Consider the following 12,507-nt stretch of genomic DNA (forward strand, 5'->3'; position numbering starts at 1 on the left):
TGCTAATAGATTACCACTTTGAGCAATCTATCAACAGGATAAAGTATAGAGCCGTAACTAAGACTTTTTTGTTTGCTATTTAGTGGTTTGGGGTGCACGAACACGACCCAAGAAGAACTGAACAATGATCAAGACAACGTTGATCCAGTTGTTGATCGTCAACCAACCAGTTTGGTTGATTTTACTTGAGGATGTCGCCAAGGCCCAGTTGAGGAAACCATTGTCGCCGTATGCCCAAACGACTAATAAACCAGCAATAAGTGCGAATACATTCAGCAACATAAACGCCCATAAATTACCACGTTCACCGTTGGCTAAATATTTGAGTGAAAAACCGACGTTCCAGATCAACCAGATGGCCAATACTAAAACGGCGCCCCAATAAATAATAACAGGTACCATCATCATAACCTCCCTTAAAGGTTGTCTGCATGGTGCAGACCAATTAATTATATTTTAGCAGATTCTCGTTGAAAAATCAGTAAATTGTTCATATTCTCACAGAGTACTTTTTTAAGTCCGTTTAGAGCCAATTGACTGCCATTGAATGACTAAAAATAAGTTAACATTAGCAGCGCAACCTATAGCACTCAAAATAGTTTAGTGCTACGCCACAAAATTGGCCTTAAGACAATTGATTTTATTTTCCGCTTAGGTTAGTCTTAATGGGTATGCAGAAAATGAAATGTGGAGCTTAAAATGGAAATCGAAAAAAATAATCGAATCAATTCGTTGTTTGAATTTTATGCGCCGTTATTGACGAAAAAACAATATCATTATCTGCAGCTTTATTATGCTGATGATTATTCACTGGGTGAAATTGCTGAGGAGTTCAATGTCAGTCGGCAGGCGGTTTATGATAATATTAAGCGAACGGAAAAGATTCTGGAAGACTATGAGCAGAAATTACAGCTGTATCATAATTTTCAGGTGTGCAATGATATTGCTGATCGCTTGCAGGCTTATGCACAGCAACATTACGCGGCGGATCAGCAACTGTTACAGTTAATTAGTGAATTAGAGCAAGATGAGGCAGATTAATTAAATCTAGAGGGTGAAATAATGGCATTTGAAGGGTTAACTGAGCGTTTACAAAACGCGATGAGCAAATTACGCCGTAAAGGTAAAATTACGGAGGCCGACGTTCGTGACGCAGTGCGCGAAATTCGGTTGGCATTATTAGAAGCCGATGTTAACTTTGGCGTAGTCAAAGATTTCGTCAAAACGGTGCGTGAACGGGCAATTGGCTCTGAGGTATTGGACAGCTTAACGCCAGCACAACAGATCGTTAAAATTGTTGATGAAGAATTAACTAAAGTTATGGGCGATGAAGCAGTCCCACTGAATAAGGCACCACATATTCCAACCATTATTATGATGGTTGGGCTGCAAGGGGCTGGTAAAACAACCACAGCGGGTAAGCTGGCTTATTCTTTAAAGGAAAATGAGCACGGGCGGCCGCTATTTATCGCTGCCGATGTTTATCGTCCAGCCGCAATTGAACAATTGCAGGTGGTGGCACAACAAGTTGGGGCACCAGTCTTCCAGCTAGGTACCGATGTAGATCCGCGCGAAATCGTCCGCCAAGGTTTGGCACAAGCGGCAGAGAATAAAAATGATTACGTCATCATTGATACCGCCGGTCGGCTGCAGATCGACGAAAAGTTAATGCAAGAATTAGCGGATATCAAAGCGTTAGCCCACCCGAATGAAATTTTGCTGACCGTCGATGCAATGACTGGGCAAAATGCCGTTAACGTTGCTGAAAGTTTTAATCAGCAATTGGACATCACTGGGGTCGTTTTAACTAAATTAGACGGCGATACTCGTGGTGGGGCTGCGTTATCTATTCGTGCGGTCACGGGCAAGCCTATTAAGTTCACTGGTCAAGGTGAAAAGTTGACCGACCTAGATGTCTTCCATCCAGATCGGATGGCCGATCGTATCTTGGGCATGGGTGACATGCTGACCTTGATTGAAAAAGCACAAACTGATTATGATGAGAAAAAAGCAGCTGATTTAGCTGAAAAAATGCAGGAGAACACCTTTGATTTTAATGACTTTATCGATCAATTGGATCAAGTCCAAAAAATGGGTGGCATTAAAGATATTATGAAAATGATGCCGGGGATGAACAATGTTCCTGGTTTAGATCAGATTCAAATGGGACCAACTGAAATGGGTCACATGAAGGCAGTTGTTTATTCAATGACACCTCGTGAACGGACTGATCCTGATTTACTGAATCCAAGTCGGCGGCGGCGGATCGCGGCTGGCGCTGGGCGGCCGATTCAAGAAGTCAACCGCATGATCAAGCAATTCAAAGAATCACGCAAAATGATGAGTAAAATGTCTAATGGTAATTTTGCTGGGATGGATCAGATGTTTGGTCAGGGGATGTCTGGTCGTCTAGGTAAAATGGCTATGGGTTCAATGGTACGTAAACAAAAGAAACAGAAGCAAAAACGGCTAAAGCAAGCGCGGAAACGACGTAAGTAAATTAATGATCGTGTTCCGGAATAGACAGCTGAAATACGCCTTAATATTAGGCAAAATAAAAGCGAGGTTATACCATGATATTATGGTGTAACCTCGCTTCTGTTTTATTTATCAGTGTCATCAATTGCATCGCGCTGAATGGCTTCTCGTTTGTCTTGTGTCTTATCTTCGGCAAGGTGTTTGGCGTCTTCTTTGGCTTTAGCTAGATCTTGTTCTTGTTGGCCCTGACTAGTCAATTCATCATTGTCGACAATTTTACCAGTTGCTTCCTTGATCTTACCTTTTAACTTGTCAATCTTACTATTCATGGCGCACACCTCCTTTACTGGATAATTAAATTATCGCAATAATCTGGGATTGGTGCGAGTAATATGCGTAAAAGCGGGCCGGAAATGTGACAAGGACAGAACAATATTATAAGCTAGCATTAAATGACGAAAATGAGGTAAGCTAATGACTCTGGCAATTGCTTGCGAAGGTTTCCTGACCTTACAAGGGTTACCGTTACCAAATGTGGTACAAACGGTGCATGTTAGCGGTGATTACATCTATGCTTGTCAATACACTGATCGGTGGCGTGATGCGCGTCAAGTCATCACCAAATGTCGCATTGAAGGGCCTGTTGCTACGGCAGAAAGTTCAATGACGTTGCACTTTTTTGGTCATGGACAAACACTGCAGTGGTTTCAACATCGTGAGCAGGACTATTTTTGGGTCGTGTGTCAGGCGAGCAAGCGCTGGTGGCAGTCACGGCAGATCAATTGGGGTGTCCAAATTGGCCGCTTGCAATATCAGGCTAATCAGCGCGTGTGCGGCACTACCCGGTTACCGCGCCTAACGCAATTAAATGCCGCTAACCAAACAGGCCACGCACTAGGGCAAATTTTGCGTTGTGAGGCGGCTTTAGCTAGTGATGGGCAGTTGTTGCTATGGACTAAAAATCAAGCTGGAAGCGCGCAATTTGCCCAGTATAACGCGGCTAAATTAAACATGTTATTAGATCAGCAAAGGGTAGTAGCTTGCTCTGACCCCGCAGTAGTGGCGGCTTGCACAGGCTCTTATGCCAAAAGCGCAGGTAATTGGGTACCCTATAATTCCTATCAGGGTTTAGCGCTGGCTGCTGATCAAACATTGTATGTCAGTAGTGGTGGCATTGGGCAAATCCCCTATATTAGTGCTGGCAACTGGCATCAAGGCTGGCTGCCAGCATTTGAACTACACCACCCTGATTTAACGGCACGCTTTGCCGATCAAGAGATTGAAGGGTTACAGGTGTGCGCAGATCAACTCTATGTGACTGTAACCTTTCACGCCAATCAATTAAGCGGTAAAGCTATTGAACACGTTATCTACCGCGTATCACGGCACGCGTTCACGAGTTCTATGATAAACTTAACTTAAAAATAAAGTGAGGGCACACAATGGATGAAAAAGCGTTAGATTATCCGCAACAGGTATTAGCGGCTGCTACTGATGGGGCTGATTATAGTTGGGTTGGCACCTACAGTGGCAATCCCCACTTACCGTTACAAATTCAGCATGTTGCTAACTGTGGCTTTAAATTCGAATTAACACCAAGCGCATTTGCAGCGGGAAAACGTTGTTATATTCATCAACATTGTGGTTGGCAAGGCTGAAAAGCCGCCAAGTGTTGTACTATTTTTAGTTGATTTATACAAAATCAGGCTTTAAAAAGCGTGATCTAGTATGCAAACGCCGTTATACCAGTATTTAGCCGTGTAAAGAAAAAACACTTTACAACGGTCCAAATAACTGGTATATTTATTAGCGTTGAATAAGTTAAGGAGGTGCAGTAATGGCAGTTAAAATTCGTTTAAAGCGTATGGGTTCTAAAAAGCGTCCATTCTATCGTATCGTTGTGGCAGACTCACGTTCACCTCGTGATGGTCGTTTCATCGAAACCGTCGGCACATATAACCCATTAGTTAATCCCGCCGAAGTTAAATTAGAAGAAGAAACAATCCTTGATTGGTTACAAAAAGGTGCGCAGCCTTCTGATACAGTACGTAACATTTTATCCAATCATGGCATCATGCAAAAATTGCACGAAGCAAAGTTTGCTAAAAAGTAGGGATTAAATGATGACTGATGTGAAAGAACTAATTATTACGATTGTTCAACCACTCGTCACCTATCCTGATGATATTCAGGTCACGACACACGAAACGGAACGGTTTCATGAGTATGATTTGAAGGTCAACCATGAAGATATTGGTCGCATCATTGGTAAACAAGGTCGGGTGGCACAGGCGATTCGAACAATCGTTTATAGTGTGAAAGTACCGGGTAACAAGCGGGTGCGGCTTAACATTATTGAATAAAATAGCTAAACGCCTCAATAAGACAGTAATGTTTTATGAGGTGTTTTTCTTTTGAAGAGTGCTTATTATAGACGATTAGGCTTCGAGCATCAGCCTAGTTTGACAAAAAGAGTTATGTAACGACTCGTTTGGCAAATGTAGCTGCGTGGAAAAGATTGTCTATATAAGCACGTTTTCACCCAATTAAAGTCAATTAAATGACGCGGCAAGTAGAAAGGATCTAGTATGAGCGAAAACTATTATACAGTCGGCAAAATCGTTAACACCCACGGTATTCGGGGTGAAGTGCGCGTGATGGCGACTACTGATTTTCCTACAGAACGCTTCCAACCCGGCAATAAGTTATACGTTAAGCCTAAGGGTCAAACCAAGGCACTGACAGTGAAAACGCATCGTTTGCATAAAAACTTCAATTTGCTCTCATTTGTTGAATTACCGGATCTCACAGCGGTTGAACAGTTAAAGGGACAAACGCTATACGTCGCTGAAGCTGATCAGCAGGAACTTGGAACTGACGATGGCTTTTACTATCGCGATATTATTGGCCTGAAGATTGTTGAGCAGACGTCTGGGGCTGATTTAGGCACGGTTAAAGAGATCCTTAGTCCTGGCGCTAATGATGTTTGGGTGGTCGCACGCACTGGCAAAAAGGATTGGTATCTCCCTTACATCAAACCAGTTGTTTTAGACGTTAATTTAGCAGCTAAACAGGCTATTATTGATTTGCCAGAAGGGTTGATCGACGATGCGGATTGATGTGCTAAGCTTATTTCCTAGTATGTTCACTGGTGTTTTTGAGCAATCGATTATCGGTAAAGCGCAGGAACGTCATTTGTTGGATATTGAAGTGACCGACTTCCGGGCTTATTCTGACGATGTGAAACACCATACCGTTGATGACTACCCGTATGGCGGTGGTGAAGGGATGTTACTGAAACCACAGCCAATTTTTGCGGCAATGGCTGATTTAGAGCAGAAGCAACCAGGACCTAAGCGTGTCATTCTACTGGATCCAGCCGGCAAAAAGTTTGACCAAAGTGTCGCTGAAGATTTATCAGCCAGCGACCATTTAGTCTTTATTTGTGGTCATTATGAAGGTTATGACGAACGTATTCGCAACTTGGTTACCGACGAGATTTCATTAGGGGATTATGTGTTAACTGGCGGCGAATTAGGGGCGATGGTGGTGATCGATACAACGGTTCGCTTGCTGCCTGGTGTTCTAGGTAACGAAAGTTCCGCCGAGCATGATTCGTTTTCTGATGGACTACTGGAGCACCCACAATACACGCGGCCGGCTGATTTTAATGGGCTACAGGTGCCACCAGTGCTTACTAACGGGAATCATCAGTTGATTGCCCAATGGCAGGAGAAGGAATCATTACGGCGAACTTATTTACGCCGACCTGATTTGTTGAAAAAAGTTACTTTAACTACAGAACAACAAAAACTATTAGCCCAAGTTAAACACGAGGAAAACTAATAAATAAACGTATGAAATTATGACCGCCAGTTAGCTGTCCGGAGGTGGCATCATGAAGCGACGAATCGCTTATTTTAGTGTGTTATTGGCGCTATTGTTGTTTGGTGTATTTTACACTAATCGGCAAGACCATGTCGCCGCTAATTCACAATATCAGCGGCCAACCTTACTGATTGCTGGGTTAGGTGCCGGTAAACGAACCTATAATCGGTTAATTGATCATGCTGAACAACGCGATGACGGCCATTATGTACTCACTGCTGTGATTAAACCTGATACAATTCAATATTTTGGTGATTGGCAGCCCAGTGAGCAGCACCCGTTGATCAAAGTTGTTTTTGCCAATAAATGGGCGTCGTGGCAGCAAAATGCAATCTGGCTGAATCGATTGTTGACACAATTAAAGCAACGCTACCACATTCGGAGTTTCAATGCGATTGCCCATTCACGTGGAAATCTTGATTTGTTGATTGCGTACAGTCGCAAGCATCCATTGATCCTAAAGCGGGCCGTTTTAATTTCAGTACCAGCTGATGGCGCGTTAGGACGCGGGGACACGCTGCAGAATCGCCTTATGGCAAATGGCCGGCCAGAATTTCGACACAGTGCCTACCGTGACTTGGTTCAGGCTAGAAAAAGATTTCCACCCGGCGTACATGTGCTTAGTATTATGGGTAATGTGGGTAATGGTTCAGATTCGCGTGTAACCAATGTTTCCAGCAAATCGCTAGTACCAGCATTGGGTGGCCGTTTTTCAACGTACCGACAAGTCTTGGTGCATGGTCCATTAGCCAGTCATCATCTAATTGTGCGGCGTAATCCGCGTGTACGGCGACTGGCGGTTAACTTTTTATGGCCTGATGCCAAAATGAACCAACTGCGTTAAGGATTTAGCCTTTACAGGGCGAAATATATGTGCTAAAATTTATTTTTGTGATGATAAATCACTGATCACGATATTCCGCTGCTGCGCTTGCGGCAAGAATGTCTGTAGAAAAGGAGAAATATTTATGAATCCATTAATTGCCGAAATCACTAAAGAACAATTGCGTTCTGATATCCCAACGTTCCGTCCTGGTGATACTGTTCGCGTTCATGCCCGGATTGTTGAAGGCACTCGTGAACGTATCCAGTTATTCGAAGGCGTTGTTATCAAGCGTCGCGGCGAAGGCATCAGCGAAACTTACACTGTTCGTAAAGTTAGTAACGGTGTCGGTGTTGAACGTACTTTCCCAATCCATACACCACGGGTTGCTAAAATCGAAGTTATTCGCTTCGGTAAAGTTCGTCGTGCTAAATTATACTACTTACGTGCATTGCATGGTAAAGCTGCTCGGATCAAAGAAATCCGTCGCTAGACTGTATGAGAAAAGTCGTCCAGAAATGGGCGGCTTTTTAGTTTATACTGAACTTGTATCTAGTTTGATAAAAATTGGTTTCTGATACAGGAAGGTGTGGCGTGTATGAAAATTGCAGTCCGATATTATTCGCGTGGCGGTAACGCAAAAAAAGTAGCTGTGGCTATCGCTAAGGCCGTTGGTGTTGAGGCGCAAGACTGCTCTGTGGCTATTGGCGAGCCAGTTGATTTACTGTTCTTAGGCGGTTCTGTTTATTGGGCGGGTATCGATAAACATTTAAAGCAATTCATCGCCCAACTTGATCCTGAAAAAATAGGGCAGGTCGCAACTTTTGGGACCTCAGCGTTAAAGAAAGATTTGGACAAGGAAGTTGATAAGCTTGTTCGCGCTAAAAATATACCAGTCGCAGATCGCAATTTTCGCTGCTGGGGTGAATTTGCTGCAATACATAAAGGCCAGCCTAATGCCCAGGAACTGCAGCAGGCGGCTGCCTTTGCCCAAGCCGTGGTGGATGAACCAAAATAGATCGGCATGGTTGTATTCAGCTATGCAGACTGTAAGATAGAAAAATACTGTAAACCAAAATTCAAATATGCCCGCTATACAAAGACGTCTGAAGGGCAATACAAAAGTAAATATTTCTGTGCTGTTAAGGCATGTTCTCGGTATTCACACGGGGACATACCTTTTATTTTGGCGCTTTGTTAAATTCTGTTGCTAGATTACTACTTTGGTCAATCTAGCAACAGGAAAAAGTATAGCGCCAATACTACCAGATATCGCGTATCAGTCGGATCGACTTAGCAGGGCCGAATCATGGCTAAAAATTTTTGTATTTATTTAAAAGTTTACTGTGAGTGCCGACGTCTAAAATTTGAATCTGCTCAGCGACGATGCGATAGTAGACTACGACCGTATCAGCATTGAGATGAAAATCACGGATACCGTGCTGCCTGATAAAGGTACCAGCTAGTATTTTTGGCTGTTCACATGTTGTCAATATAGCTAGTTTTTCTTGTGCTGTATATTTAGATCTCGGCGTATAAAGATCCCTCCATGATCGACAAATGAATTATATTATTTCATCTGTCAACCATAAAGGGGCTATAACTTTTTTGATCAAAACCCCTTGCTGAAATTTTTTTAATGTCACTGCACAGAATAAATAGTCGCAATTATGATGATTGGCTATGACGAATGAAATGTTGTTATGCAAATGACATAGCTTACAAAATATATTCAAGCAAAAAAGGAGCGATAATTAGATCTGAAATTGAAGCATATCTTTATGAGCTATAGTTTTCCTTTTAGTAAAATAAGCTATAAGTTTAATAAAATTTACACAATATAGAACAGCTGTGATTGATCCTTCCGTAAATTACAAATACATGTATAATTAAACTGTGTATAAATAAGTCTACAGGAAAGGATGTTTGCTAGTAACTTAAAGTTAAATATTGAGCAAACAAGGTCAGAGTTGGATGAAGAAATTATTTCGGGGACGTTTTTGGATCATCTTGGGGGTTTTACTTGTTTTAGGTGTGATTGTCGCGGTGGGCTTAGTGAAAGCGAATAGCCAGCGGGCGGCGCAAAAACAGCAATACCAGACCTATCGGGTCAAGCGTGATAGTGCGCTGCTACTGAAGGGCAAAGTAGCAGCGAAGGATACGGTTGCGGTTGAAACTGGTGTTAGCAGTACAGGAACATTAACGGCGATCAACGTTAAAAATGGAGAACACGTTGATCCTGGCACTGTATTGATGACGTTTCATGATGATCAAGTACAAGGCCAGATTGATGAGGCTAATCAATCTGTAGCGAAAACCGAGCTGGCGATTCAAAATGATCAGCAGGCTATTACAGCGTTGAAAAAACAGTCAAATCAGCCGACAACAGAAGTAACTGGTAGTGACATTGATAGTGCGGTTGCTGCCTCAGGTGCAGCTGCTGATCAGCTGCAACAAGCACGGAATACATTGGCGGCGGACCAATTGGCATTACAACAGACTAATGATAGTTTGACGCGTTTACAAGCAAAATTAGACCCACAAGTGACGGCCAAAATTGCTGGTACGATTGCATTGGATACCACAAATAATAGTAATACTGGCATTCCGGATATGCAGATCATTAGCGATGGTCAGATCATTGATGGTCAAGTGACTGAATACGATTATGCCAAGCTCAAACATGAATTGGCAGTTACGGTTATGCCTGTTAGCAATACCGATCATTATCATGGTAAAATTGTGACCATTGATCAAACACCGCAAGCGGCTGCACCAACAACGGGCACAGCGCAAACTGGTGGCAGTGAAGCTGCAACCTATCAATTTACTGTAAAAATCGATCATAAATTGACTAATGGATTTAATGTGCAAATTCGCGTTCCGCAGAATACGATTCGTTTACCTGCGGCTAGCTTAGTTAAAAAAGCTGGTACGCGTTATGTTTATGCGATTAAAAAGCATAAAGCTTATCGGCAAAAGGTGGTGGTTAAAAAAGTTGATGGCTATTGGCATTTAATGTCAGGACTACAACCTAAAACAACGATCATTACCAATCCTGATCATCACTTAAAGAATGGGCAAGAGGTGACGGTCAATGCTGATTGAGTTAAAATCTGTCAATAAGTACTATCAAAATGGGGCGCAAAACTTTCATGTTTTACGTGATATTAATTTAGCCATCGATCGCGGTGAATTTTTATCGATTATGGGACCGTCAGGCGCGGGTAAAACTTCATTGATCAATTTAATTGGTTTTATTGATCGTCAATATAAAGGTGAGTATCTATTTAATGGTGACTCCTACCAAAAAGCAAGCGATAATACGTTAGCACGTATTCGTAATCGGAGTGTCGGTTTTGTCTTTCAAAATTTTAAGTTGATCGGTAACAACACGATTTTAGAGAACGTTGAGCTGCCGTTACTTTATGGTGGCATGACCAAACGCGCCGCTAAACCGGTTGTTGAACAGGCATTGATCCGCGTCGGTTTATCTAATAGTAGTCAAAAAATTCCTAGTGAACTTTCTGGTGGGCAACAACAGCGGGTTGCTATTGCGCGGGCATTAGTGCATCAACCTAAATTTATCATCGCTGACGAACCAACTGGCGCGCTAGATACCAAGACTTCTGCGGAAATCATGCAGATCTTTCGTGATCTTAATCGTAACGAAGGGGCCACGATCGTTTTAGTGACTCATGATCCACAAGTTTCGTTGTATGGTGATCGGTTGATCAAGATTCTTGATGGTGCAATCACGGCGGATGAGGAGGTGACGCAGCATGCGCTTCTCTGAAATTTGGACCACCGCACTGCGTTCAATCCTAAAGAATAAGCGGCGCAGCATTTTGACCATGCTAGGGATCATTATCGGGATTGCGGCAGTTGTTACGATTTTAGCAATCGGCGATGGCTTCTCCAATTGGGTGACTAAAAGCATCACTAGCAATAAATCTGGTAAAGTTGAAACCCAGATTGTTTATATGCCCAACGATACTGCCAATACTAGCGCACAACCCTTTAATGAGCGTGATCTGACTTTAGTGCGTCAAGTCAAAGGTATCGCCAGAGTGAAGCAAAGTAGTTCGGATTCGGATTACGCGCAGCTCACGTTACCGGTAAAGAATAAGACCAAAAGTGTACTGGTACATTACACCAAAGGTAAAAGTAGTAAAGTGATCGCCGGTCGTCGTTTGACTGCGATGGACAATGAAATTGGTAATCAAGTTGCAGTGATCGATGCTAGTTTGGCCAAAAGTCTATTTGGTGGCACAACTAACGCTTTACATCATGGGATTACCATTGACGACCAATTATATGAAATTGTTGGTGTCCGCAGTTCGGTGGCCAGCAGCGTTAATTTTACTGATGCCATGAGTGGTCAGATTCCAACAAACATTACGATTCCAAGAAAAGTGCATCAGTACTATACTCGTAGCGAGCGCACTGGTGATTTATTGACATTGTCGCTAACTAAAGGGGCGAAAGCGAGTCATGTGAATAAACAGGTGCTGCATATATTAAAAACACAAGGCAGTATGCGCAGTCAAGGAGAGTATCAAAGTAACGACCCAACAGCGCAAGCAGATACGTTCGGTAAAGTCCTGAATGCGATCACCTACTTTGTTTCGGCCGTTGCAGGGATCTCGCTATTTATCGCCGGTATCGGTGTGATGAATATGATGTACATTTCAGTCGCTGAACGAACAACAGAAATTGGGATTCGTCGTGCAATGGGCGCGCGACAACAAGATATTCGACTACAGTTTTTGTTAGAAAGTGCAACTTTAACAATTTTAGGTGGCTTTATCGGCTATGGGCTTGGTGTATTACTGGCATTGGGTGTCAGCGCATTACCAGTGATGCCGTTTAAAGCTAGCTTTAGTTTTGGTGGTTTTGCATTGGCTTTCGGGGTTTCCACCGCCGTTGGCTTAGTTTTTGGTGTAATGCCAGCCAATGCTGCTAGCCGAAAAGACCTTATTGAAATCATTCGTTAAGATAAAAGCGGGTTTATCACATAATTTAATTGGAGGAAAATAAAATGAAAAAATGGTTTAAGCAAGTAAGTGCTAATGACACGAAAATTTGGGTGGCTTTATATTTAGTAGTTGGTATGGTGATGTCTTATTTTGTGGCATTTATTTATCCACCTAAGAAATTATTGGTTGATGCACCAGCAATGGTCAAATGGATAACTTTCGGTAGTAGTGCAATTGGCTTAATCGTCGGATTGTTTTTCTCGACGTATGTCGGTTATTTGATCTACCCGAATTGTCAACCCAAGTGCAACACTTACTAGAATTAACTTATAATTGGTC

Annotated in this window: 17 protein-coding genes; 15 read left to right on the forward strand and 2 right to left on the reverse strand. The window is 42.6% G+C overall.

The features are described 5' to 3' along the window. Positions 1 to 75: 75 nt before the first annotated feature. Complete coding sequence (locus EKM80_RS13405) at positions 76 to 408, reverse strand: hypothetical protein (RefSeq protein ID WP_225418895.1); 333 nt, start codon at positions 406 to 408, stop codon at positions 76 to 78. Positions 409 to 699: 291 nt separating this feature from the next. Between EKM80_RS13405 and EKM80_RS13410 the strand changes: the two genes are divergently transcribed. Both EKM80_RS13410 and ffh read left to right on the forward strand, forming a co-directional pair. Continuing rightward, a complete protein-coding gene (locus tag EKM80_RS13410; protein ID WP_125554051.1) occupies positions 700 to 1,041 on the forward strand; it encodes a putative DNA-binding protein in 342 nt (113 codons plus the stop codon). A 21-nt stretch (positions 1,042 to 1,062) separates the two neighbouring features. Continuing rightward, positions 1,063 to 2,499, forward strand: a complete 1,437-nt coding sequence (ffh, locus tag EKM80_RS13415; protein ID WP_125554053.1) for a signal recognition particle protein — start codon at positions 1,063 to 1,065, stop codon at positions 2,497 to 2,499. A gap of 104 nt (positions 2,500 to 2,603) precedes the next feature. Here the strand turns inward: ffh and EKM80_RS13420 are convergent, their stop codons facing one another. Beyond that, entirely contained in the window at positions 2,604 to 2,807 is a 204-nt protein-coding gene (locus tag EKM80_RS13420; protein ID WP_125554055.1) for a hypothetical protein, read from the reverse strand. A 145-nt stretch (positions 2,808 to 2,952) separates the two neighbouring features. On the opposite strand from EKM80_RS13420, the gene EKM80_RS13425 reads away from it, so the two are divergent. From EKM80_RS13425 to EKM80_RS13485, 13 genes are all read left to right on the forward strand, one after another. After that, positions 2,953 to 3,900, forward strand: coding sequence for a helveticin J family class III bacteriocin (locus EKM80_RS13425; protein WP_125554057.1), 948 nt, complete (start codon positions 2,953 to 2,955; stop codon positions 3,898 to 3,900). 20 nt (positions 3,901 to 3,920) lie between these two features. Beyond that, the gene (locus EKM80_RS13430) at positions 3,921 to 4,136 is read left to right on the forward strand and encodes a hypothetical protein (protein ID WP_125554059.1); all 216 of its coding nucleotides are present in this window, start codon (positions 3,921 to 3,923) and stop codon (positions 4,134 to 4,136) included. Positions 4,137 to 4,315: 179 nt separating this feature from the next. After that, complete coding sequence (rpsP, locus tag EKM80_RS13435; RefSeq protein ID WP_003680393.1) at positions 4,316 to 4,591, forward strand: 30S ribosomal protein S16; 276 nt, start codon at positions 4,316 to 4,318, stop codon at positions 4,589 to 4,591. Between the two features lie 10 nt (positions 4,592 to 4,601). Continuing rightward, on the forward strand, positions 4,602 to 4,841 hold the full coding sequence (locus EKM80_RS13440; protein WP_164509577.1) for a KH domain-containing protein: 240 nt from the start codon (positions 4,602 to 4,604) through the stop codon (positions 4,839 to 4,841). A 225-nt stretch (positions 4,842 to 5,066) separates the two neighbouring features. Continuing rightward, positions 5,067 to 5,597 (forward strand): ribosome maturation factor RimM, encoded by a 531-nt coding sequence (gene rimM, locus EKM80_RS13445; RefSeq protein WP_125554061.1) that lies wholly within the window; start codon positions 5,067 to 5,069, stop codon positions 5,595 to 5,597. Beyond that, positions 5,587 to 6,324, forward strand: coding sequence for a tRNA (guanosine(37)-N1)-methyltransferase TrmD (trmD, locus tag EKM80_RS13450; protein ID WP_125554063.1), 738 nt, complete (start codon positions 5,587 to 5,589; stop codon positions 6,322 to 6,324). The genes rimM and trmD overlap by 11 nt, the downstream gene beginning before the upstream one ends. Positions 6,325 to 6,376: 52 nt before the next feature. Further along, positions 6,377 to 7,210 carry an alpha/beta hydrolase gene (locus EKM80_RS13455; protein WP_125554065.1) on the forward strand — a complete coding sequence of 278 codons (834 nt, stop codon included), beginning with the start codon at positions 6,377 to 6,379 and terminating at the stop codon, positions 7,208 to 7,210. A gap of 124 nt (positions 7,211 to 7,334) precedes the next feature. After that, positions 7,335 to 7,682, forward strand: a complete 348-nt coding sequence (gene rplS, locus EKM80_RS13460; protein ID WP_125554067.1) for a 50S ribosomal protein L19 — start codon at positions 7,335 to 7,337, stop codon at positions 7,680 to 7,682. Between the two features lie 105 nt (positions 7,683 to 7,787). Further along, positions 7,788 to 8,207 (forward strand): flavodoxin family protein, encoded by a 420-nt coding sequence (locus EKM80_RS13465; RefSeq protein WP_125554069.1) that lies wholly within the window; start codon positions 7,788 to 7,790, stop codon positions 8,205 to 8,207. Positions 8,208 to 9,163: 956 nt separating this feature from the next. After that, the gene (locus EKM80_RS13470; RefSeq protein ID WP_125554071.1) at positions 9,164 to 10,297 is read left to right on the forward strand and encodes an efflux RND transporter periplasmic adaptor subunit; all 1,134 of its coding nucleotides are present in this window, start codon (positions 9,164 to 9,166) and stop codon (positions 10,295 to 10,297) included. Beyond that, positions 10,290 to 10,985, forward strand: coding sequence for an ABC transporter ATP-binding protein (locus EKM80_RS13475; protein ID WP_125554076.1), 696 nt, complete (start codon positions 10,290 to 10,292; stop codon positions 10,983 to 10,985). Before EKM80_RS13470 ends, EKM80_RS13475 begins: the two co-directional genes overlap by 8 nt. Beyond that, complete coding sequence (locus EKM80_RS13480) at positions 10,972 to 12,186, forward strand: ABC transporter permease (protein ID WP_125554073.1); 1,215 nt, start codon at positions 10,972 to 10,974, stop codon at positions 12,184 to 12,186. The genes EKM80_RS13475 and EKM80_RS13480 overlap by 14 nt, the downstream gene beginning before the upstream one ends. A gap of 44 nt (positions 12,187 to 12,230) precedes the next feature. Then, positions 12,231 to 12,488 (forward strand): hypothetical protein, encoded by a 258-nt coding sequence (locus EKM80_RS13485; protein WP_191985956.1) that lies wholly within the window; start codon positions 12,231 to 12,233, stop codon positions 12,486 to 12,488. The last annotated feature ends 19 nt before the right edge of the window (positions 12,489 to 12,507 follow it).

Source organism: Loigolactobacillus jiayinensis, assembly GCF_003946445.1.
GTDB classification, from domain to species: domain Bacteria; phylum Bacillota; class Bacilli; order Lactobacillales; family Lactobacillaceae; genus Loigolactobacillus; species Loigolactobacillus jiayinensis.